Raw genomic sequence first — 22,620 nt, 5'->3', positions numbered from 1 at the left:
GGCGGCGCTGCCCGCGGCCTGCTCAGGCACGGGGGCGTGAGCCGCGGACGTTCGTTGTGCTCGGGACCTGGCAGGATGCACTCGAACCCTCCGGAAAGAGACCCATGGCACACCGCATCGCGTTCGTCGGCCTGTGCACGCTCGACGTCGTCCAGCTGGTCCTCGATGTCCCCGCGTCTGACGAGAAGGTCCAGGCGCGCAGGCTCACCGTCGCCGCGGGCGGACCGGCGGCGAACGCCGCGGTAGCCGGCGTGCACTGCGGGAGCGAAGCCGTCCTCGTCACCCGGATCCCGGACCACCCCCTGTCCAACGGGATCACTGCCGACCTGCGCGCGTGCGGGGTCGAGATCAGCAACCACTCGGACGAGGTGGGACCGCCCGTCGTCGCGTCCATCCTCGTCACCGAGCGGTCAGGGGACAGGGCCGTGATCTCCGCGGGCGACGCCTCGCGCACGTACGACTGGCGGGACGGCGACGCCCCGGTCGTGGACGTCTCAGGACTCTCGGCCGTGCTGGTCGACCAGTACCACGCTGATCTCGCCCTGCCGATGATGACGAGCGCCCGAGCACTCGGTGTCCCGGTGATCCTCGACGGAGGGAGCGTCAAGGCGCACACGGACCGGCTGCTCCCGTGGGTCGACGTCGCCGTCGTCTCGGCCGACTTCTGCCCACCGGGCGTGGAGCACACACCCGGCGCGGTGCTCGAGTACCTGCGCGGGCGGGGGGTCCGGTACGCGGCGGTGACCCGAGGGGGCCGGCCCCTCACCTACGCGGTCGACGGCACCGTCGGTGACGTCGAGCCACCACGCGTCGACGTTGTCGACACGCTCGGTGCCGGTGACTTCTTCCATGGCGCCCTCGCCCACGAGATCGCCGCAGGAGGGCTCAGCCCCGCAGGGTTCGTCCGCGCGCTCGACCGGGCGGCGAAGGTCGCCGCACTCTCCGTCCAGAGCTTCGGCACGCGGGACTGGCTGGCCTAGCGCCGGAGACGGTCCCCTCGGACCTTCGGCGACCCACGTCGAGCCTGCCCGCGCGGATATCAGGGGACGATGATCTCGAACGCGGACGGATCGGCCTGGGACTCGACCCATGCCGTGACGATGCCGGCGACCTCGTCCTTGGAGGAGGCGTCGTGGACGCCGACGATCTCGAAGTAGGTCGCGCTCCACGCGAGCGCGTAGGTCACGCCGTTCATCGACAGGTACTGCGGGTAGAGCACGAAGACGGTCGTGCCGGAAGCGGTGCCGAGGGCACGTGCCAGCTCCTTCGCCATGGTCTGGGCCTCCTGCGACACGACGCGCTGTTCGTCCGTCAGACCGCCGTCCGGCAGGAACTCCAATGACTCGAGAACGACCAGCTTCGCGCCGAGCTGGGCCCTGACATCCTCGACGACCGCTGTCGGGAGCGGGGCGCCGGGAGGGATCACGACGGTCTCGCCGGTCGAGAGCTCCACGGTCGGGAGCTCAGCGGCAGGTGCGACGGCGGGAGCGTCGTCGGGTGCGCACGCGGCGAGGCCCGTCGCGAGAGCGAACGACACCGCGACGGTCGTGATGGCCGTGCGTGGGGGGTGCATCGTGGAAGAGTCTCACGGACCCGGGGCGGGCGTGGAGGGCCGGTTAGGGTCAGAGGTTGCACGACCTCGTTCATCGACAGTCAAGGGGCTCACCGTGTCCACCCGTTCTGAAGCCACGACCGCGCGTCACAACAGCTCGTCCGCGCCCACCGACGGAGCGCTCCCGGCAGCGGTCCTGTGGGACATGGACGGCACTCTCATCGACTCCGAGCAGTACTGGATCGCAGCCGAGATCGAGCTCATGAGCTCCTACGGTCTGCCGTGGACGCACGAGCAGGGGCTGGCGCTCGTCGGCAGCCCGCTGCCTGCCTCGGCCGAGGTGTTCCGCTCGCTCGGCGTGCCGCTGTCGGTGCCGGAGGTCATCGAGTTCCTCATCTCCCGGGTGACCGTGGCGGTCTCGGCCGAGGTGCCGTGGCAGCCGGGCGCCGTCGCCGTCCTCGAGCGGCTGCGGGATGCGGGCGTCCCGTGCGCGCTGGTGACCGCGTCGTTCCGGTCGTTGGCCGACGCCGTCGTCGCGCGTGGCCCGGAGGGCGTGTTCGGTGCGGTCGTCACGGGCGACGAGGTGACCCACGGCAAGCCGCACCCCGAGCCGTACCTCACCGCAGCACGGCTGCTCGGGGTGCCGATCGAGGACTGCCTCGTCGTCGAGGACTCACCCTCGGGGATCGGCTCGGCGCTCGCCTGCGGCGGCGTGCCGGTGGGCATCGAGGTCATGGTGCCGCTCGAGGAGCACCCGCGGCTCACCCGCCTCACGTCCCTGGACCAGATGACTCCCGAGCTCGTCCAGCGCGTCATGAGCGGAGAGGTCATCGACCTCGTCGCAGCACGGGGGTGATCGGGAGCGACAGGCCCGCGCCGGGCGCGTGGTCTCCGGGCCGGACGCCGAGCGCTCGCTCCACCGCGTCGTGGTCGACCTCGGGCGGCGTGCCGCCGAACTCCGGGCACACGCTCTGGTGCGCGCACCATCCGCACAGCGGCGTGCGCCGGGTCGACCACACGCCGCTGCGCGCCGCCTCCTCGATGCCGGACCAGATGCTCCGGATGCGGCCCTCGGTCTCGAGCAGGTCGCTCTCCGTCGGCACGTTGCGCAGGACCTTGCCGTCACCGAGGTACACGAGCTGGAGCATCGCAGGGATGGTGCCCCGCTCACGCCACACGACGAGACCGTAGAAGCGCATCTGGAACTCCGCGGACGCCTCGTACCCGCGGCGGGGAGACTTTCCCGTCTTGTAGTCGACGACCCGCACGGCCCCGTCAGGCGCTACGTCGAGGCGGTCGACGATCCCGCGCAGGAGCGGTCCGCCGTCGAGCTGGGACTGGACGAACATCTCCCGGGCGTGCGGCTCGAGCCGGTCCGGGTTCTCCAGCGTGAAGTACGTCCGGACGAGATGCCCGGCGCCCGCGAGCCACGCGTCCGTCTCCTCGCTCGACGTGAACAGCGCCGCATACTCCGGGTTCGCCTCGGTGAGTCGACCCCACTCCTGCGGGAGCAGGTCGTGCGCGTGCGCGACGCTGCGCTCCCCGAGCGGCTGGTCGTAGAGCCGCTCCAGCACGGAGTGGACGAGGGTCCCGCGCACGGCAGCGCTGCTCGGTGGCTCCGGGAGCTTGTCCACGACGCGGAGGCGGAACAGCAGCGGGCACCGCGTGAAGTCGTTCGCGCGCGACGGGGACAGTGCGGGGACGCGCGGAACGCGGGACGCCTCCGGAGACGCGGTGCCGTCCCCGACGGCGCCCGCCCCGAGGGGGGTCGACGCGACCGCGACGGACGCGTCACCGACGAGGGGAGCCTCGTCGGTGGGCGGCAAGGGAGGCAGGTTCGTCGTGGGCATGGGACGAGCCTAGAGCGAGCGTCCGACATGGTCCGCCGCGTAGGGTGACGGCTGTGGACGGGCGCCGGGGCTGGGTGATCGCACGGGTCGTCGGCGCTCCCGTCGTCGTCCAGCCGTCCGTGCTCGTCATGGTGGCGTTCCTCACCCTCGCGTTCGTGCCCACCGTCCGCGTCCTCGCGCCGGCGCTCGCGGACAGGGCGCTGCTCGGCGCGTTCCTCGTCGTCCTCGTCCTTCTGCTCTCCGTATTCCTCCACGAGCTCTCGCACGCGCTCGTGGCCCGTGCACGCGGGCTCGCGGTGACCGAGCTCTCGCTCACGTTCTGGGGCGGGCACACGCGGCTCGCGGGGGAGCGGACCAGCCCGGCGACGAGTGCGCTCGTCGCACTGGCCGGTCCAGCGGCGAACATCGCGCTCGCAGCCGGGTCGTGGCTCGCCTACCGGGCGCAGGTCGAGGACACCGTCCCGGCGCTCCTGCTCTACCTCAGCACGTACGCGAACGCGGCTGTTGCCGCCGCCAACCTCCTGCCGGGGCTGCCGCTCGACGGCGGTCAGGTCGCCGAGGCCGCGGTGTGGGCGGCGACGGGCTCCCGGTCCACCGGGAGGAGGGTCGCGGCGACCAGCGGCCGCATCCTCGGTGTGCTCGCGGTCGTGGTCGTCATCGCTGTGCCGGCCCTTCGCGGGGAGCCGGTCAACCTCCTCCTCGTCGTCTGGGCGTCGTGCGTGGGGGTGTTCATGTGGGTCGCCGCCACGCAGGCGCTCGAGGTCGGCCGGCGTCGCGAGCGCCTCGATGCGCTCGACCCCGTGCGGCTCGCGCGCCCCGTGGCCGTCGTCGACTCCGCGGCGACGGTCGAGGAGGTGCGGGACGTGCTCCTCGCGACCGGAGGTGCGCACGACGACGGCCTGCGTGTCGTGCTCACCGCGGCGGGCGCCCCCGTCGGATACCTCGACGACGAGGCGACGCACGAGGTGCTGACGACCACTGCCAGATCCACACCCGTCCAGACCCTCGCGACCGCGTTCCCGCCGGGCAGCCTGATCGACGCGGACCTGCGCGGCCCTGCTCTCCATGCTGCTGTGTCAGCAGCAGCCCGACAGACCTCCGTGTGCCCGGTCGTGTCGTCAGGCGCGGTCGTGGGCCTGCTGCGGGTGTCCGACGTCGCGCGTGCGGTGCACGTAGACTGAACCGCTGTGACCGACCAACTCAGCGAGCTCCCGCCCGACGTCCCCGACCTCCACCGGTCCGACACGGACGACCAGTCCGGTCCGACGGGAGCACGGGCACGACGGGGCGTCTTCCGGTCGGGAGATCGCGTCCAGCTCACCGACCCGCGTGGGCGGCTGCACACCATCACGCTGAGCGCGGGCGCGGCCTTCCACACGCACCGCGGCTACTTCGCGCACGACGAGATCATCGGTCGCCCCGAGGGTTCCGTGGTGACCACCACCTCCGGCATCGACTACCTGGCGCTGCGGCCCCTGCTCAGCGACTACACGCTCTCCATGCCGCGGGGCGCGGCCGTCGTGTACCCCAAGGACGCCGGGCAGATCGTCGCGATGGCGGACATCTACCCGGGCGCCAGGGTCATCGAGGCCGGTGTGGGCTCGGGCGCCCTGACCATGTCCCTCCTGCGTGCCGTCGGCGACGAGGGGATGCTGCACTCGATCGAGCGCCGGGAGGACTTCGCCGCGATCGCTCGCGGCAACGTCGAGCAGTTCTTCGGTGGGGAGCACCCCGCCTGGCACCTGTCGATCGGCGACCTCTCGGACGTCCTGCCGACCGTCGCGGAGCCCGGGACCATCGACCGGGTCGTGCTCGACATGCTCGCCCCGTGGGAGAACCTCGAGGCCGTCGCCGACGCGCTCGCCCCCGGCGGGGTGCTCGTCTGCTACGTGGCGACGACGACGCAGCTGTCCCGGCTCGCCGAGGACCTGCGTGACGACGGGCGGTTCACCGAGCCGGAGGCCTTCGAGACGATGGTCCGCGGCTGGCACCTCGAGGGTCTGGCCGTCCGGCCCCAGCACCGCATGGTCGGACACACCGGGTTCCTGCTCACCGCGCGTCGGATGGCCGTCGGCACGGACGCTCCCGTCCGCCGCCGCCGGCCGTCGAAGGGCGCCTACCCGGTGGACGCCGAGTGGAGCGCCGAGGAGCTCGGCGAGCGCGCCGTGTCGGACAAGAAGGTGCGCCGGGTGCGCCGCGACGTCGGTCAGGCGCCCCCGGTCGGCGAGGAGAAGCCCGTCACGGCGCCGATCCGCGCCCCCGGGGAGGGGCAGCACGAGGACACGCCACCGACGGACGCGTCGACGGAGGGTGGGGCGACGACGTCCGATCTGTGACAAGGTCGGTACTCGGGCAAGGGACAGGGGCAGCGACATGAGCGACACGTCATCCGGGCCGGGACGCGGCAGCGACGAGCAGGCACGCAGGCTCGCCGCGCTCTCTGCGCAGAACGAACGCCTCGCGCAGGTGCTCGTCGAGGCGCGCGGGAAGATCCTCGAGCTGCAGAGCCAGATCGAGGAGCTTGCCAAGCCCCCCGGGACGTACGCCGTGTTCCTCGCCGCCCACGAGGACGGCACCGTCGACATCATGTCCGCGGGCCGCAAGATGCACGTCGGTGCGAGCCCGTCGCTCGACCTCGGTGCGCTGCGGCCCGGTCAGGAGATCAAGCTCAACGAGGCCCTGACCGTCGTCAGCGCGGGCGGTTTCGAGGCGGTGGGCGAGCTCGTCACCGTCAAGGAGCTCCTCGACGACGGGCGCGCGCTCGTCGTCGGTCGGTCCGACGACGAGCGCGTCGTGCGGCTCGCCGGGCCGCTCGCCGACGGGCCCCTGCGCGTCGGGGACGCCCTCACCGCAGACACCCGCTCGGGCTTCGTGTTCGAGCGGATCCCGACGGCGGAGGTCCAGGACCTCGTCCTCGAAGAGGTGCCGGACATCGACTACGAGGACATCGGAGGGCTCGGCCCGCAGATCGAGCTCATCCGGGATGCCGTCGAGCTGCCCTTCAACCACCCCGAGCTCTTTCGGGAGCACGGGTTGCGTCCTCCGAAGGGGATCCTGCTCTACGGCCCGCCCGGGTGCGGCAAGACGCTCATCGCCAAGGCCGTCGCACGGTCGCTCGCAGCGGCCGTGGAGCGCCGGGCCGCCACCGCGGCCGCGCAGGACGGGCGCTCGCCCGAGACGTCGTCGCAGGCGAAGAGCTACTTCCTCAACGTCAAGGGCCCCGAGCTGCTCAACAAGTACGTGGGGGAGACCGAGCGGCACATCCGGCTCATCTTCGCCCGTGCCCGGGAGAAGGCCTCGCAAGGAAGCCCCGTGGTCGTGTTCTTCGACGAGATGGAGTCCCTGTTCCGCACGCGCGGGACAGGGCTGTCGTCGGACGTCGAGACGACGATCGTCCCCCAGCTGCTCAGCGAGATCGACGGTGTCGAGCGCCTCGACAACGTCATCGTCATCGGTGCGTCCAACCGCGAGGACATGATCGACCCCGCGATCCTGCGTCCGGGGCGGCTCGACGTGAAGATCAAGATCGAACGGCCGGACGCGGAGGGTGCGCGGGAGATCTTCGGCAAGTACCTCACGGCGGACCTCCCGATCCACGAGGACGACCTCGCGGAGCACGGGGGCGACCCCGGGGCCGCCATCGCGGCCATGGTGCAGCGGGTGGTCGAGCGCATGTACTCCGACGCGGAGGAGAACGAGTTCCTCGAGGTCACCTACGCCTCGGGGGACAAGGAGATCCTGTACTTCAAGGACTTCAACTCCGGCGCCATGATCCAGAACATCGTCGACCGGGCGAAGAAGACGGCGATCAAGGACTTCCTGGCGTCCGGGCAGCGCGGGATCCGGGTGGAGCACCTCATCACCGCGTGCGTGGACGAGTTCAAGGAGAACGAGGACCTGCCCAACACGACGAACCCCGACGACTGGGCCCGGATCTCGGGGAAGAAGGGCGAGCGGATCGTCTTCATCCGGACGATCGTCCAGGACAAGAACGGTCGGGGGAAGTCCGCGGGCGCCCGGACGATCGACACGGTGACGAACACCGGGCAGTACCTCTAGGCCGTCGGCTGACGGACGCGCACCGCCCCGGCCGGCGCGCAGCCAGGATCGGAGGGCGCGGCTAGGGTAGCCGGGTGACTGTGCGACGTGTGATGGGGATCGAGACCGAGTACGGCGTCCTGCAGCGGGGGAACCCGATGGCCAACCCGATGCTCATGTCGAGCCAGGTCGTCACCGCGTACCGGGCGATCAGCTCGAGCGCCCGGGGCCGCGCCCGCTGGGACTACGACGACGAGGACCCGCTGCTCGACGCCCGGGGATTTCACGTCCAGCGCGCGTCGGCCCACCCGTCGATGCTCACCGACGACCCCACGCGTCCGGCCGCGCCCGGACCGGCGGTCGGGGACCAGCAGGCCGAGGCCGGCGGTCCGTTCGAGGACGTCGCACGCTCCACGGCCGAGGTGTACGACGACCCGAGCGCCGCCAACGCGATCCTCACCAACGGTGCGCGGTTCTACGTCGACCACGCGCACCCCGAGTACTCCTCGCCGGAGGTGACGAACCCGCTGGACGCCGTGCGGTGGGACGTCGCCGGCGAGCGCATCATGCTCGCTGCGTCCCGCGAGGTGGCGCGGTCGATGGGTGTCGACATCCAGCTGTACAAGAACAACACCGACGGCAAGGGCGCGAGCTACGGGACGCACGAGAACTTCCTCGTCGAGCGCGACCTGCCCTTCGACGTGATCATCGAGCTCCTCACGTCGTTCCTCGTCACCCGCACCGTCTTCACGGGGTCGGGTCGGGTCGGGCTCGGCGCGACCGGCCAGGAGCCCGGGTTCCAGCTGTCGCAGCGTGCGGACTTCATGGAGGCGGAGGTCGGGCTCGAGACGACCCTGCGGCGGCCGATCATCAACACCCGCGACGAGCCGCACGCGGACCGCGCCCGGTGGCGTCGGCTGCACCTCATCATCGGGGACGCGAACCTCTTCGAGACAGCGACGTTCCTCAAGCTCGGCACGACCTCGCTCGTGCTGTGGGCACTCGAGCACCTGGGCGACGTCCCCGGCCTGCGGGCTGAGCTCGCATCCCTGCGCCTGGCCGATCCTGTGGCTGCCGTGGCACAGGTGAGCCGTGACCGTGCGCTCACCGGCCGGCTCGCGCTCGTGGACGGCAGGTCGCTGTCCGCGCTCGAGGTTCAGCATGCCTACCTTGCGGCCGTGGTCCGGGCGCTCGACGTGACGGGCTGGGACGACGACACGCGGGTGGTCGTGGACCGTTGGCGCTCGGTCCTCGACCGCCTCGCGACAGACCCGGGGTCGTGCGCCCGGGACGTCGAGTGGGTGGCCAAGCTGCGGCTCCTCGACGGGTTGCGCACCCGAGACGGGCTCGCCTGGGACCATCCGCGACTGGCGGCGATGGACCTCCAGTGGTCGGACGTGCGGCCCGAGCGGGGGGTGTACCACCGCCTCGTCGCGGCGGGTGCCGTGGAGCGGCTGACGACGGACGACGAGGTGGGGCGAGCCGTGGCTCATCCGCCCACCGACACGCGTGCGTACTTCCGCGGCGAGGCGATGGCTCGCTTCGGCGCGAACGTCTCCGCAGCGAGCTGGGACTCGGTGATCTTCGACATCCCGGGGGCGCCGTCCCTGCAGCGCGTGCCGATGATGGACCCGTGGCGCGGCACCGTCGAGCACGTCGGTCCCTTGTTCGAGGCCGCGAGCGACGCTGGCGCCTTCCTCGAGGCGCTCCGGGGCTGACGCCGGCGTCAGCGCAGCTGGGAGTACCACCGCGCGCTGGCCCTGGCGGTCCGGATCTGCCGTTCGTAGGTGAGACCGAGGAGGAGCAGGACACCGCCCACGAGGGCAAGCACCAGCCATCCGGGAACGCCGGCGAGCGCAGCGAGCGCCGGTGGTCCTGCGAGCGCGACGACCTGCACGGCGAGCGCGGCCCCGCCGAGCGCGACCGGTGCCTGCCACCCGAACCGGACGCCGGCGAGCACCCATCCAGCGGCGAGCGTCGTGCCGAGCGCGATGCGCCAGCCCGTGGGCTCGGCAAGCAGGGCGAGCGTGATCGGCACGAGCGTGGCGAGGACCCCGTAGGCGAGGCTCCGCCATGTGGGGACCTGCGGCTCGACCTGGGTGAACCGCACGGTGACGTAGGCGACGAGCCCGCCAGCGACAACGAAAAGGAGATCCGTCGGCGCGCTTGTGCCCGCCAGGCTGAACGCGGTGAGCTCGGCTCCGACGAGCGGCGGGGTGGCGCGCCGCAGGAACTCGGTGCGGGACGCCACCGGAGGGAGCCCGGGAGGGGTTCCGAGCACCGCAGCGGCGCCCCACAGCGCCGCGACCAGCACGGCCCAGCCGCCCGCACCGGTGACGTCGTCCTCGATGAGGAGTGCCACGAGGGGCACCGTGAGCACGGTCGTGACGAGCGTGGGGCCCCAGACGCGCGGCCCGCGCAGCGGCTGCCAGGCCCACGCGCGGCCGAGGACGAGGCAGGACGTCGCGACGAGCGACGTCGCGATCGCTACCCACAGCAGGGCCGACGCATCCCCGGTGGCCGCAAGGACGACGGCGCGACCGCCGACGCCGATCGCCGCGGCGCCGAGGGCCAGGAGCGCGAGGCCGCTCGCGGTCGGTGCCCAGACCGCAGGGCGCGTGCCGCGGTCGGAGCGGTCCACGATCACGGCGCTCGCGACGAGGACGAGGACAGCAGCGGCGAGTGCCGGTGCCCGCCATCCGGCCGCCACGGGCGCCATGAGCGTCGTCGGCAGCAGAAGTGCTCCGACGCCACCGAGCAGGGCGCGGGGGGTGGTGGTCCGTCGTCGGGCGAGGCCGTACAGCCCGACGAGGACGAGGACCGTCGCGCCGGGCGCCGTGTACGCCTCGGGATGGGAGACCTGGCGCTCGGCGAGCGCGACCCATGACCCGGCGACCGCGAGACCTAGCGCGAACCACCCGGCCGCGTGGCGCTGCGGCGTGAGGGCCCATGCGAGTGCGCCCGCGGCCTGGACGAGGAGCGCGGCGATGAGCGCCTGCGGGGGGCTCGTCGCGGCGACGACGACGGTGGCGAGCAGCCCGAGGCCGACGGCGCTCAGCTCCATCGCTCGGCGGGCCGTCTGCGGGACCGGGAGCAGCGCCGCAGCGGCAGGGAGCAGCGCCACGGCGCTGACGCACATGAGCGCCCAGAGCACGCGCTCACCATCGTCGAGCGGACGCAGCGACAGGACGCACACGACGACGAGCACCGGCACGAGGCCCGCTGCGCAAGCGCGCAGCGGCGTCGCCCGGGACCGTCCGACGCTCAGAGCCACCGTGGTGAGGAGAGACAGGGCGGCGACGACGGTGGCCAGCGCGACGACCCCGTCGGGGACGTCGGTGGTGATCGCGGGGACTGATGGTTCGACACCACCGACGAAGAGCGCAGGTGCGGATGTCAGGACGGCCGCGAGCAGCAGGACAGGACGCGGCGCGGACCCCTCGAGCGGTGTGCCGCCGTGCGGCGCCGTGGTGGACGGCGCGCGCAGGGACGTCACGGACAGCGCGGCGACTGGCAGCAGGACGGCCAGGGCGGCGACGAACCAGCCGATCGATCGCACGTCGACGAGCGCCTGGACGCCGAGGCCGAGGCCCGTCGCCCCGAGGACCGTCGCGCCCAGGGTCAGGCTGTCGCGCACCCGGCTGGTCGCATCCGCGGTCCTGGGTGGCTGCCACCCACGAGCCATGACGAGGAGCACGGCCGCGCCGAGCAACCCCGCGGCGAGGATGATCTCGCCGGTGGTCCGGGAGGACTCGGCCGCTCCGGCGCTCGCGGCGCTGCCGAGCGCCACGGTGAGACCCACCCCGGCGAGCGCGGTTCCCCGGCTCGCGGTCCGCCACGGGCTCGCCATGCGGCGCTCTCCACGGACGACGAGCAGGAGGGGGAGGGCGAGCCAGACCGTGGCCCGCCACGGGGGAGAGCTGGGCAGGAGACCCAGCATGAGGACCGCCAGGGCGGTGCACAGGGCGGCGATGCGGGCGGCTGGCACCCGCGCCGGATGGCGCATGTGCACGACGACAAGCCCAGCAGCGGCGACGAGGAGCCCCGCGACCGTCGTCACGACGAGGAGGTCGAGGCCGTCGACGGCCGAGGACGGCACGAGCGCCGCGGCGGCGAGCAGAGCTACAGCGGTGGTCGCCGGAAGGACTGCGACGACGGAGAGCGTCGTCGAGGCGGCGGGTGACGCCGCGGCGCCGAGCCGTGGGTACCTGCGCACGGCTGCCGAGACGAGGAATGCTCCGCACGTCGCGCCGAGCGGCGCTGCCCAGAGTGCGTGCGCCGAGAGCCACCCGTCCCATCCGGCATCGAGGACGGCCTGGAGGAGACCGGTGGCGAGCGCCGCCGCGGCCAGCACGCTGCTCGTGCCCGCCGCGACGGACCACCCGGACCGGGCCGGGCCGCCCGGCGGGGGGCCCGGCGGGGCGCCCGCGGGCCGGGTCTCGAGGACGGGGTGCGTCGTCAGCCCGGACCACAGGAAGCACACGAGTGCGGCCGCGGTCAGGCCGCCCGCCGCGCCGAGAGGGCCGTCGACGAGAAGGGCGCCGAACGTCGTCATCGCGCAGAGTGCGAGCAGCGCGACGGCGCCGACTCGCAGTGCCCGGACGGCGCGGGGCTCGCACCGGCCGTCGAGTGCGAGGGCGCAGGCGCCGACGGCCACAGCGAGCAGGGGTGCCCGGGCGGTCGGCGACCCCAGCGACATGCCGAGCAGCGCGGGCGCGCACGGCACGAGGACGGTGCCCACCACGCGGGGAGCCGCGAGCCGCAGCCGTCGTCCGAGCGGCACGAGAACGGCCGCGCTCACTGCGGCGACGACCGCGAGATACCAGGGCCCGTCAGGCAGGTCGAGCAGACCGGTTGCCCGCAGTGCCCAGACGTCCAGCACGACGAGGAGGGAGCCCACCGCCGCGAGTGCTTCCGCCGAGGAGCTCAGCTGGCGGCGCCCGGCCACGGAGGCGAGCGCGAAGAACAGCGTGGTGAGCCCGACGATGATCAGGGCCCGCACGGCCACGGGCATGGAGCCCCAGGTGAAGGCAAGGAAGACGATGCTCGCGCCGCCCAGCAGGACGGCGCCGAGGGCGAGCAGAACGTTCTGGAGCGGCCACGATCGGCGGGGCTGGGCAGGGGGGAACGGTCGCGGGGCATGGTGCGCGACCTGCTCGTAGGTAGCGGCGGCGAGCGGTGACCGGACGGCGGCGGGGAGCGGCGGAGTGCGCGGCGGTACGACGGCACGGGGCGGTGCAGCGGCGCGAGGCGGTGCGGCAACCGCCGGCTGCGAGGTGACGACAGGCTGCGAGGTGACGACCGGCTGCGGGGCAACGACAGGCTGCGGGGCGATGCCTGCGCGCATGCGCGCGATGAGCTCGTCCCGCTTCGCGAGGAGGGACACGACCTCCTGCGTGGTGTTCCACAGGTCCAGGCCAGCGGGTCCGCTCGTGTCGAGACCGCACACAGCACAGACGGCCCCCGGCAACGCGGACGCGCACGCCGGGCAGCGGGTGGGGTCCACGAGCGCGTCGCGGTCGAGCAGGGGCGGGCTCGCCGGGGCCGGCCAGGGGCGTGTCATGGCGCCTGATCTTGCCGCACCGTCCGCTCCTTGGCGAACAGGCTCGACGAGCCTGTGGACGCCCACCGCCCCAGCACGGCGTCGATAGGGTTAGATGGAGATCATCGTCGCAGGTCACCCGGCGGCGACCCCGGAAGCCAGGAGGAGCACCATGGCCGGCCAGGAACACCAGCAGCACGGCGCCCAGGACCGCCCGTCCGACGAGCCGGAACCGGCTCCCGTCGCCGCAGCCCCCCAGGCCCGGGACACCGAGGTTGATGCGCTGCTCGAGGAGATCGACGAGGTGCTCGAGTCCAACGCGGAGTCCTTCGTCCGCGGCTTCGTCCAGAAGGGCGGGCAGTAGACGCTCATGGAGCTCGACTCCGCGGGCGGGCTGCCGGGTGCGTTCCTGGCCCAGGGCTCTGCGTCGTTCATCGACCTCGTGTCCTCTCATGCCCCACGACTCGTCCCGCTTCCGCTGCCTGCCGGGGACGTGCCGCAGAACCCCCACGGCACGACGATCGTCGCGGTGACGTTCGACGGTGGCGTCGTCCTTGCGGGGGACCGTCGAGCGACGATGGGCTCCGCGATCGCGCACCGCGAGATCGAGAAGGTGTTCCCGGCGGACGAGTTCTCGGCACTCGGCATCGCGGGGTCCGCTGGCATCGCTCTTGAGCTCGTGCGCCTCTTCCAGCTCGAGCTCGAGCACTACGAGAAGATCGAGCGAGCGCTGCTGTCCCTCGACGGCAAGGCGAACCGGCTCTCGACGATGATCCGGAGCAACCTCGGCCTCGCCATGCAGGGGCTCGCCGTCATCCCCCTGTTCGTCGGCTTCGACGTGGACCGCGGGTACGGCCGGATCTTCTCCTACGACGTGACCGGCGGCCGGTACGAGGAACGTCATCATCACAGCGTCGGCTCGGGATCGGTCTTCGCTCGCGGCTCCCTGAAGAAGCTGTGGCGGCCCGGCCTGGACGCATCGGGCGCGGTGCGGGTGGCGGTCGAGTCGCTCTTCGACGCCGCTGACGACGACTCGGCGACTGCCGGGCCTGATGTCCTCCGACAGATCTGGCCCGTCGTGGCCACCGTCACGGCCCAGGGCTACGCGCGGGTACCGGACGCAGAGCTCGGCGAGATCGCGGGAGACACCCTGCGCGCGCGTGCCGCAGCGGAACAACAGGTACGGGACGCGCGCGAGCGCGGGGCGGGGGACCAGCGATGAGCATGCCGTTCTACGTCTCGCCCGAGCAGCTCATGAAGGACCGGGCCGACTACGCGCGCAAGGGGATCGCCCGCGGTCGCTCGGTCGTCGTGGCCGCCTATGACGCGGGCATCGCGTTCGCGACGGAGAACCCGTCACGCGCCCTGCACAAGATCTCGGAGATCTACGACAAGATCGCGTTCGCCGCCGTGGGGAAGTACAACGAGTTCGAGAACCTGCGGGTCGCCGGTGTCCGGTACGCCGACATGCGGGGGTACTCCTACGACCGTACGGACGTCAACGCACGTGGCCTCGCGAACGCCTACGCGCAGACCCTCGGGACGGTGTTCACGACGGAGTCGAAGCCGCTCGAGGTCGAGCTCGTCGTGGCAGAGGTCGGGCAGACCCCGGCGGACGACCAGATCTACCGCCTCTCCTACGACGGGTCGGTCGCCGACGAGCACGGCTTCGTCGTCATGGGCGGGCGGTCCGAGCAGCTGCGGGACGTGCTCGCCGAGGAGTGGCGGCCCGGGCTCGGCCTGGCCGAGGTGCTCGCCCTCGTCCGCAGGGTGCTGGCCACTCCCGCTCAGGGCTCCGGCGAGGCACCGGAGCCCGTGATCCCGGCAAGCGGGCTCGAGGTCGCGGTGCTCGATCGTGACCGGCCGCGGCGTGCGTTCCGCCGCATCACCGGCTCGACGCTCGACGAGCTCCTGGAGGGGGCGTGAGCACCCGCCGGATCTTCGGGCTGGAGACCGAGTTCGGGGTGACGTGCGCGAACGCCGACGGCCCCAGCCTCTCTGCGGACGAGGTGGCCCGGTACCTGTTCCGCAAGGTCGTGGCGTGGGGGCGCTCCTCCAACGTCTTCCTGCGCAACGGGTCCCGGCTCTATCTCGACGTCGGCTCGCACCCCGAGTACGCCACGGCCGAGTGCGACGACATACGTCAGCTCGTCGCGTACGACCGTGGTGGCGAACGGATCCTCGAGGGACTCGTCGCGGACGCCCAGCAGCGGCTCGAGCTCGAAGGGATCCCCGGGCGGATCCACCTGTTCAAGAACAACACAGACTCGGCGGGCAACTCGTACGGCTGCCACGAGAACTATCTCGTGCGACGCCAGGGAGACTTCACCCGGCTGGCTGACGTCCTGGTCCCGTTCCTCATCACCCGGCAGGTGCTCACCGGCGCCGGACGCGTCCAGCAGACGCCCAAGGGAGCGACGTACTGCTTGTCGCAGCGGGCCGACCACATCTGGGAGGCGGTCTCGAGCGCGACGACGCGCTCCCGCCCGATCATCAACACGCGCGACGAGCCGCACGCCGACGCGGAGAAGTACCGGCGGCTGCACGTCATCGTGGGTGACTCCTCGATGGCGGAGCCGACGACGATGCTCAAGATGGGGTCGACCGACATGGTGCTCCGGCTCGTCGAGGCCGGTCTGCCGATGCGGGACCTGGCCCTCGAGAACCCCATCCGGGCCATCCGTGAGATCAGTCACGACATGACCGGCAAGGCGCCCGTGGTCCTGGCGACCGGGCGGACGATCACCGCGATCGATCTCCAGCAGGAGTACCTCACACGCGTACGAGACCTCGTGGAGGGCGGCGAGGAGATGTCCGCCATGGACGCGCGGGTCTTCGACCTGTGGCACCGCGGTCTCGTCGCTCTCGAGTCCGGGGACCTCACTGACGTGGACCGTGAGCTGGACTGGGTGATCAAGCTCCGGCTGATCCGGCGCTACCAGGAGAAGCACTCGATCGACCTCGGCGACCCGAGGATCGCTCGGCTCGATCTGGCGTACCACGACATCTCGCGCACCGAGGGGCTGTACAACCTGCTCGCGGCGCGCGGTCTCGTCAAGCGGGTCGCGAGCGACATCGAGGTCCTCGAGTCCACCGCTGTCCCGCCTCCCACGACCCGGGCAAAGCTGCGGGGCGACTTCGTCCGCAGAGCGCAAGAGGCGCGCAGGGACTACACGGTCGACTGGGTGCACCTCAAGCTCAACGACCAGGCTCAGCGGACCGTGCTGTGCAAGGACCCCTTCCAGAATGTCGACGAGCGTGTCGATCGCCTCATCGAGAGCATGTGAGCATCGCCCCACCGACGAACCTGGCCGGGACTCTCAGGCTGCTCACCTAAAATATCGGGCTATGCCCCTGCGGACCCTTCGAACCCGAGCTCTGTCCCTGTGTGCTGCCTTCTGCGTCGTCGGTCTCGTCGCGTGCGCCCCCGACGCCGAGGACGGCCCCACCCCGACCGAGGACCCTGGACCGCTCGTCGAGATCACGGGGACGGGCGGCTCGGCCCCAGATCTCGTCTACACGCCCCCGGTGGACGTCGATGACCCCCTGACCAAGGTCGTATGGGAGGGAGACGGAGCCGAGCTCGTCGAGGGCGAGCCGGTGCTGCTCTACATCTACTCCGAGAACGGCGCGGACGGCACTGTCGTCCGGGACGACTTCGCGACGGTCCCTCGTCCCTACCTGCTGACGGCGGACGCCATCGGTCCAGACCTCCACTCGACCCTCATGGGGCAGACGGTCGGGTCCCGGATCCTTCATGTCGTCGAGGCGGACGGAGTGCCGCTCGTCATGAGCATCGACATCATGCCCACCCACGCGGTGGGCACCTCTGCCGACCCCGAGGCCGGCCTCCCGACGGTGACCCGTGACGAGAGCGGGGAACCGCAGGTGACGATCCCCGCAGAGACGGCACCGCCCGCGACCCCCGTCGTGCGGCAGACCGTCCGCGGTGCTGGCGACCAGGTGACCGCGGGGCGGCAGGTCGTCATCCAGTACGTCGCGTACAAGTGGTCCACGGGTGAGCTCTTCGACACCTCCTGGGGTGCGGACCTGCTGCCGCGCACGGTGACGCTCGGCACGGACACGCTCATCGAAGGGCTCGACGAAGGCCTCGTCGACCTCCCCGTGGGTAGCCAGGTCATGGTGGTGGTGCCGCCGGACCTCGGATTCGGCCCGAGCGGCAACGACCTCGCGGCAGAGACGCTCGTCTATGTCGTCGACATCCTCGCGGTGTCCGCGGCTCCACCCGCCTGACCCGGCCGGCCTCCGGACGGCACGCCGGCCGGCCCTGGTATCGGCTGGCACCGGGCGCGCCCCGGCGGGTACGGTTCCGGCGGTAAGCAGGAGTGGCGGTCGCCCTCAGGAAGCAGGAGCTCATGTCTGTCTCGGTCCGAGTGGTCCCGTGCCTCGATGTCGACGCCGGACGTGTCGTCAAGGGCGTCAACTTCGAGAACCTGCGGGACGCCGGCGACCCGGTCGAGCTCGCGGCGCGCTACGACGCGCAGGGCGCCGACGAGCTGACGTTCCTCGACGTCTCGGCGTCCTCAGGGAACCGAGCCACGACGTACGACGTCGTCCGGCGCACCGCGGAACAGGTGTTCATCCCCCTGACCGTCGGGGGCGGCGTGCGCAGCGCGGACGACGTCGACCGCCTGCTGCGTGCGGGCGCCGACAAGGTCGGCGTGAACACGGCGGCCATCGCCCGGCCCGAGCTGCTGTCCGAGATCGCCGACCGGTTCGGCAGCCAGGTGCTCGTGCTCTCGGTGGACGCCCGGCGGGTCACGGGTGACACCCGCACGGACTCCGGCTACGAGGTGACGACCCACGGCGGACGCCGGGGGACAGGCATCGATGCACGCGAATGGGCTGTGCGGGCCGCAGAGCTGGGCGCCGGCGAGATCCTGCTCAACTCGATGGACGCCGACGGGACGTACGACGGTTACGACCTCGAGATGTTCTCGGCCATCCGCAGTGTCGTGTCGGTCCCGCTCATCGCCAGCGGTGGTGCGGCGGCGCCTGAGGACTTCGTCGCTGCCGCGCGTGCTGGCGCCGACGCGGTGCTCGCGGCGAGCGTCTTTCACTTCGGACGCCTGACGATCGGTCAGGTGAAGGACGCGATGGGCGACGCGGGTGTTGAGGTCCGTCGCTGAGCAGACCGCGGTCAGCTGTCCGACGCAGGGGGGGAGCTCGGGGGCGGGAACGCGGCGTCCATCGTCGCGACGTCGGGCTCCGAGCCCTCGCGGCGGACCCGGGTGGCGGCGCCACGCCCGAACGCGTGCAGGAGGAGATCCGCGACGCTGCCGCGCAGGACGACGCTCCCGTGCCCGTCACGTGGCCTGCGTGCGACGGTCCGCGGGCCGGTGTCGGCCGCGAGGATCACGCCGACGCCGGCCTTGCGGTAGAGCAACGGCGCAGCGCGCCTGAGCTGGTTCCAGAGCAGCTCCTCGACCTCGGGCGCGGTGGTCTCATCGGTGACGTCGGCGCCCGCGCGGACGACGTCCTGTCGGTGGACGTAGAACTCCACGCCGTTCATGAGGTCGCCCGCCCAGCTCCGGGGCGAGAACCTGTGCGGGCGGCGGGCCACGCGGCGCACGAGATCGGTGAAGGCTGCCGGATCGGCCGAGTCCGTGGCGAGGTCGTCGATCGCACGCGGAGTGAGCGCCCAGGGACGCGCCTCACGCAGGTACAGGTGGGCAGCGAGGTGCTCGGTGGACCACCCCTCGCACAAGGTCGGCGCGCCGGGACCGGCGGCGAGGAGCGCGTCGGCGAGCGCGAGGCGCTCCTGGTGGTGCTGCGGCACGGTGTTCGAGCGGGTGGAATTTTCCATTCCTTCATCGTGGCACGGCCTGGCGACCTTTGCCGTGAGACGATGCTGTGATCCCCCTGGAAGGACCGAAAGTATCGTGAATTCGCACGCCCTTCGAGGGTCCCGTGCACAACGCTCCGTCGGGCTCATGGCTCGTGGCATCAGAGCCGAGTGGCGCATCTATGTCTGGGCGATCGTCGCCTCCGCCGCCTTCGGGGCGCTCACCGTCGCGGTGAGCCAGGTGCTCGGACGGGTGACCGACGACGTCGTCGTGCCCGTGCTCGAGGGGTCCCGGCCCGCAGTGGACGCATGGGTGGGGGGCCTCGCGCTCGCGGCGGTCGCCGTGTCGCTCGCTGTGAGCGTCGCGACCCGGCGGATCCTCGCGGGGATCGGCATCTCGAACCTGCAGGCGCGACACCGGCGCGCGGTCACCCACCGGTACCTCGAGCTGCCGATGACGTGGCACCGGGCGCACCCGGCCGGCCAGCTGCTGTCCAACGTGAGCTCCGACGTCGAGGCCGCGACCGGCGTGTTCAACCCGCTGCCGTTCGCCCTCGGGGTGTGCGTGATGATCGGCGTCGCCGCCGTGGCGCTCCTCCAGCTCGACGTCTGGCTCGCGGTGGCGGCGTTGAGCATCCTGCCCCTCGCCGTCCTGGCGAACCTCGTCTTCCAACGGTTCATGTCGCCGGCGATCACGCACGCCCAGCAGCTGCGGGCGGAGGTCGCCGACGTCGCGCACGAAAGTTTCGAAGGTGCGCTGCTCGTGAAGTCCCTCGGCACCGAGGACCGGGAGGAGGAGCGCTTCACCGAGAAGACCGACGCGCTCAAGGACGCGAGCATCCGCGTCGGGACCATCCGCGCGTTCTTCGACCCGGTCATCGAGGTCCTGCCCTCCCTGGGCACCCTCCTCGTGCTGCTCGTCGGCACCTTCCGGGTGCGGGCCGGCCTCGTCGAGACGGGCCAGGTCGTCTCTGCCGCGTACCTCCTGACGATGATGGCCGTCCCGGTCCGTGCATTCGGCTGGGTGCTCGGAGAGCTTCCCCGTGGCCTCGTCGGGTACGACCGCATCTCCCGCGTGCTCGACGCGCCCGGCATGCTCGTGCCCGGTACGACCCCTCTGCCCGCGCCCGGTGGTGCGGGCGAGCACGGGATCGCCGTCGCCTTCGACGAGGTGGGTGTGGCGGTCCCGCTCCCGACCGGCGTGGCGCACCTGCTGCGCGACGTGAGCATCGACGTCCGCCCGGGCCAGACGGTCGCCGTCGTCGGCGCGACCGGTGCGGGGAAGACGACGCTCGTGTCCCTGCTCAGCAGGCTCTCGGACCCGACGAGCGGACGCGTCCTCCTCGACGGGATCGACGTGCGCACCCTCACCCCGGCGAGCCTCACGTCCGCCGTCGCGCTCGTGGCGCAGACGACCTTCATCTTCGAAGACTCGATCCGTTCGAACATCACGCTCATGGACGACGACGCCGAGGACGGCCCCGGCGACGAGGAGGTGTGGGACGCCCTCGCGCTCGCGCGGATGGACGGCGTCGTGCGCAACCTCCCGCTCGGCCTGTCGTCGCCACTGGGCGAGCGTGGCGCGAACCTCTCGGGCGGGCAGCGGCAACGCATCGCGATCGCCCGCGCGCTCGTCCGGCAGCCGCGCCTGCTCGTCCTCGACGACGCCACGTCCGCCGTCGACCCCGAGGTGGAGCAGGCGATCCTCGCCGGGCTGCGCGAGCGCACCGGGGCGACCGTCGTCATGGTCGCCTACCGCATGTCGAGCGTCGCGCTCGCGGACCTCGTCGTGCACATCGAGGGCGGGCGCATCGTGGACAGCGGATCGCACGAGGAGCTGCTCGTTCGTGACGAGGGCTACCGAGACCTCGCGCTCGCCTACCAGCGCGAAGCGGCACGCCGCGAGGAGCTCACGGACGAGGAACCCACCGACGAGGAGGTCGGACGATGACCGATTCACACGGCTCGATCGCGTCCGCGACGACCTCGGGCGTCTGGAGCACCCTGCGCCAGGGCCTGGCCATCTCCCCGCAGATCGTCGAGGGCATCCGGGTCACCCTGCTGCTCGCGATGGTCGCGGCGGCGGGCCGGATCGTCGTGCCGCTCACCGTGCAGCAGACGGTCGACACCGGGATCCGGGCAGAAGGCGGCGTCGACGCCGACCGGGTCGTGCTCCTCGTGTGCCTGGCTGCCGGCGTGCTCGTGCTCGCCGCTGCGTGCTCGACACTCGTGAACGTCCGGCTGTTCCGCAGCACGGAGCGCGGGCTCGCCGCGCTGCGCGTGCGCGCGTTCCGGCACGTCCACGACCTCTCGGTCCTCACGCAGAGCACCGAACGCCGGGGATCCCTCGTGTCCCGCGTGACGTCGGACGTCGACACGATCTCGATGTTCGTCCAGTGGGGCGGGATCATGCTCCTCGTCTCGATCTTCCAGCTCCTCGCGGCGACCGTCCTCATGACCGTGTACTCGTGGCAACTCACCCTCGTCGTCTGGCTGTGCTTCCTTCCCCTGTTCTTCGTGCTGCGCCCCGCGCAGAAGCGGGTGAGCGCCGCCTACACGGCGGTCCGGGCGAAGGTCGGCGCGATGCTCGGAGCGGTCTCCGAGGCCGTCGTCGGCGCCGAGACGCTGCGCGCGTACGGCGTGAGCGCACGCACCGGTCGACGGATCGACACAGCGATCGAGGAGAACCGCAAGGCTGCGGTGCGTGCTCAGAAGCTCGTGAGCGTCGTGTTCTCCGGCGGAGTGCTCGTCGCGAACCTCGTGCTGTCCGCTGTCGTCGTCGTCGGCTCCTACGTCGGCGTGGGTGGTGGCCTGACGATCGGTCAGCTGCTGGCCTTTCTCTTCCTCGTCCAGCTCTTCACGGGACCCGTGCAGATGGCCACCGAGATCCTCAACGAGCTGCAGAACGCGGTCGCGGGGTGGCGCCGGGTGCTCGCCGTCATCCAGGCGCCCGTCACGGTCACCGACCCGGGCGAGGACGGGGTGCACAGCCCGCGCGGCCCCGCTCGCGTCGACCTCGAGGGCGTGTCGTTCGCGTACCCGGGCGGCCCGGAGATCCTCCACGACGTCACCCTCCACCTGCCCGCACGCACCCGCGTCGCGGTCGTCGGTGCCACAGGCTCCGGCAAGACGACCATCGCGAAGCTCGCGACCCGTCTCATGGATCCCACCCGTGGGCGCGTGCTGCTCGACGGCACCGACCTGCGGGAGCTGTCGGCACGCAGCCTGCGTGCCCGTGTCGTCATGGTGCCGCAGGAGGGCTTCCTGTTCGACGGCACCCTCGGGGAGAACATCGCGTACGGGTACCGGCCGGAGATCGTCGGCGGAGCCCCGGGCGCCGAGGACGGCGCCACCGGTCCGCACCTGGCCGAGATGCTGTCGCGTGCGCTGCGGGACCTCGGGCTCGAGGACTGGGTCGCGGATCTGTCCGACGGGCTCGACACGCCTGTCGGTCAGCGTGGGGAGTCGCTGTCGGCCGGGGAGCGGCAGCTCGTCGCGATCGCTCGGGCCTACCTCGCCGGGGCGGACCTGCTCGTCCTCGACGAGGCCACGTCTGCCGTCGACCCCGCTGCGGAGGTGCGCATCGCACGCGCACTGGACTCGCTGACCCAGGGACGCAGCACCATCACCATCGCGCACCGACTCTCGACGGCCGAGGCGGCCGACCTCGTGGTCGTCGTCGACGCCGGACGGGTCGTCGAGGTCGGCTCGCACGCCGAGCTCGTCCACGCAGGCGGCACGTACTCGAGGATGCACTCGGCATGGGTGGTCCAGGTCCGCTGACAGGCCGTCGGCGGTCCCGGGCCCGGCCCGGGTGGCCGCGCGCGGGCGT

General features: G+C 72.0%; 18 protein-coding genes. 14 read left to right on the top strand and 4 right to left on the bottom strand.

The window, feature by feature from the left end:
* Positions 1-104 precede the first annotated feature (104 nt).
* The gene (locus AC54T1_RS13050) at positions 105-980 is read left to right on the top strand and encodes a PfkB family carbohydrate kinase (protein ID WP_496912206.1); all 876 of its coding nucleotides are present in this window, start codon (positions 105-107) and stop codon (positions 978-980) included.
* Positions 981-1,039: 59 nt separating this feature from the next.
* On the opposite strand, the gene AC54T1_RS13045 is transcribed toward AC54T1_RS13050, so the two are convergent.
* Positions 1,040-1,573: a hypothetical protein gene (locus AC54T1_RS13045; protein ID WP_496912205.1), complete on the bottom strand. Its 534-nt coding sequence runs from the start codon at positions 1,571-1,573 to the stop codon at positions 1,040-1,042.
* Positions 1,574-1,667: 94 nt separating this feature from the next.
* Here AC54T1_RS13045 and AC54T1_RS13040 point away from each other — a divergent pair, with 94 nt between their 5' ends.
* Positions 1,668-2,408, top strand: coding sequence for an HAD family hydrolase (locus AC54T1_RS13040; protein ID WP_484344337.1), 741 nt, complete (start codon positions 1,668-1,670; stop codon positions 2,406-2,408).
* Here AC54T1_RS13040 and AC54T1_RS13035 read toward each other — a convergent pair.
* Positions 2,380-3,402 carry a RecB family exonuclease gene (locus AC54T1_RS13035; RefSeq protein ID WP_496912204.1) on the bottom strand — a complete coding sequence of 341 codons (1,023 nt, stop codon included), beginning with the start codon at positions 3,400-3,402 and terminating at the stop codon, positions 2,380-2,382. The two genes, AC54T1_RS13040 and AC54T1_RS13035, sit on opposite strands and share 29 nt — an antisense overlap.
* 53 nt (positions 3,403-3,455) lie before the next feature.
* On the opposite strand from AC54T1_RS13035, the gene AC54T1_RS13030 reads away from it, so the two are divergent.
* From AC54T1_RS13030 to dop, 4 genes are all read left to right on the top strand, one after another.
* On the top strand, positions 3,456-4,583 hold the full coding sequence (locus AC54T1_RS13030) for a site-2 protease family protein (protein ID WP_496912203.1): 1,128 nt from the start codon (positions 3,456-3,458) through the stop codon (positions 4,581-4,583).
* 6 nt (positions 4,584-4,589) lie between these two features.
* Positions 4,590-5,738 carry a tRNA (adenine-N1)-methyltransferase gene (locus AC54T1_RS13025; protein WP_496912202.1) on the top strand — a complete coding sequence of 383 codons (1,149 nt, stop codon included), beginning with the start codon at positions 4,590-4,592 and terminating at the stop codon, positions 5,736-5,738.
* Between the two features lie 37 nt (positions 5,739-5,775).
* On the top strand, positions 5,776-7,461 hold the full coding sequence (gene arc / locus AC54T1_RS13020; RefSeq protein WP_484344341.1) for a proteasome ATPase: 1,686 nt from the start codon (positions 5,776-5,778) through the stop codon (positions 7,459-7,461).
* 92 nt (positions 7,462-7,553) lie between these two features.
* A complete protein-coding gene (gene dop, locus AC54T1_RS13015) occupies positions 7,554-9,158 on the top strand; it encodes a depupylase/deamidase Dop (protein ID WP_496912247.1) in 1,605 nt (534 codons plus the stop codon).
* 8 nt (positions 9,159-9,166) lie between these two features.
* Here the strand turns inward: dop and AC54T1_RS13010 are convergent, their stop codons facing one another.
* The gene (locus AC54T1_RS13010; protein WP_496912201.1) at positions 9,167-13,003 is read right to left on the bottom strand and encodes a DUF2157 domain-containing protein; all 3,837 of its coding nucleotides are present in this window, start codon (positions 13,001-13,003) and stop codon (positions 9,167-9,169) included.
* A gap of 151 nt (positions 13,004-13,154) precedes the next feature.
* Here AC54T1_RS13010 and AC54T1_RS13005 point away from each other — a divergent pair, with 151 nt between their 5' ends.
* The 6 genes from AC54T1_RS13005 to hisF all read left to right on the top strand — a co-directional run bounded on the left by AC54T1_RS13005 (position 13,155) and on the right by hisF (position 18,132).
* On the top strand, positions 13,155-13,346 hold the full coding sequence (locus AC54T1_RS13005; RefSeq protein ID WP_484344343.1) for a ubiquitin-like protein Pup: 192 nt from the start codon (positions 13,155-13,157) through the stop codon (positions 13,344-13,346).
* A gap of 6 nt (positions 13,347-13,352) precedes the next feature.
* Positions 13,353-14,204, top strand: a complete 852-nt coding sequence (gene prcB / locus AC54T1_RS13000; protein ID WP_496912200.1) for a proteasome subunit beta — start codon at positions 13,353-13,355, stop codon at positions 14,202-14,204.
* Entirely contained in the window at positions 14,201-14,908 is a 708-nt protein-coding gene (gene prcA / locus AC54T1_RS12995; RefSeq protein WP_484344345.1) for a proteasome subunit alpha, read from the top strand. Before prcB ends, prcA begins: the two co-directional genes overlap by 4 nt.
* On the top strand, positions 14,905-16,269 hold the full coding sequence (gene pafA / locus AC54T1_RS12990) for a Pup--protein ligase (RefSeq protein WP_496912199.1): 1,365 nt from the start codon (positions 14,905-14,907) through the stop codon (positions 16,267-16,269). The genes prcA and pafA overlap by 4 nt, the downstream gene beginning before the upstream one ends.
* A gap of 61 nt (positions 16,270-16,330) precedes the next feature.
* Positions 16,331-17,236 (top strand): FKBP-type peptidyl-prolyl cis-trans isomerase, encoded by a 906-nt coding sequence (locus AC54T1_RS12985; protein ID WP_496912198.1) that lies wholly within the window; start codon positions 16,331-16,333, stop codon positions 17,234-17,236.
* A 122-nt stretch (positions 17,237-17,358) separates the two neighbouring features.
* Positions 17,359-18,132 carry an imidazole glycerol phosphate synthase subunit HisF gene (gene hisF / locus AC54T1_RS12980; RefSeq protein WP_484344348.1) on the top strand — a complete coding sequence of 258 codons (774 nt, stop codon included), beginning with the start codon at positions 17,359-17,361 and terminating at the stop codon, positions 18,130-18,132.
* A gap of 11 nt (positions 18,133-18,143) precedes the next feature.
* Here the strand turns inward: hisF and AC54T1_RS12975 are convergent, their stop codons facing one another.
* Entirely contained in the window at positions 18,144-18,809 is a 666-nt protein-coding gene (locus tag AC54T1_RS12975) for a TIGR03085 family metal-binding protein (RefSeq protein ID WP_496912197.1), read from the bottom strand.
* Between the two features lie 127 nt (positions 18,810-18,936).
* Here AC54T1_RS12975 and AC54T1_RS12970 point away from each other — a divergent pair, with 127 nt between their 5' ends.
* Positions 18,937-20,739 (top strand): ABC transporter ATP-binding protein, encoded by a 1,803-nt coding sequence (locus AC54T1_RS12970; protein ID WP_496912196.1) that lies wholly within the window; start codon positions 18,937-18,939, stop codon positions 20,737-20,739.
* Positions 20,736-22,571, top strand: coding sequence for an ABC transporter ATP-binding protein (locus tag AC54T1_RS12965; RefSeq protein WP_484344351.1), 1,836 nt, complete (start codon positions 20,736-20,738; stop codon positions 22,569-22,571). Before AC54T1_RS12970 ends, AC54T1_RS12965 begins: the two co-directional genes overlap by 4 nt.
* Positions 22,572-22,620: the final 49 nt, after the last annotated feature.

The sequence above is a fragment of the Sanguibacter sp. Z41_6 genome (assembly GCF_059621145.1).
The sequence above is the reverse complement of the archived record's forward strand: the minus strand, read 5'-3'. Positions and strand labels throughout refer to the sequence as shown.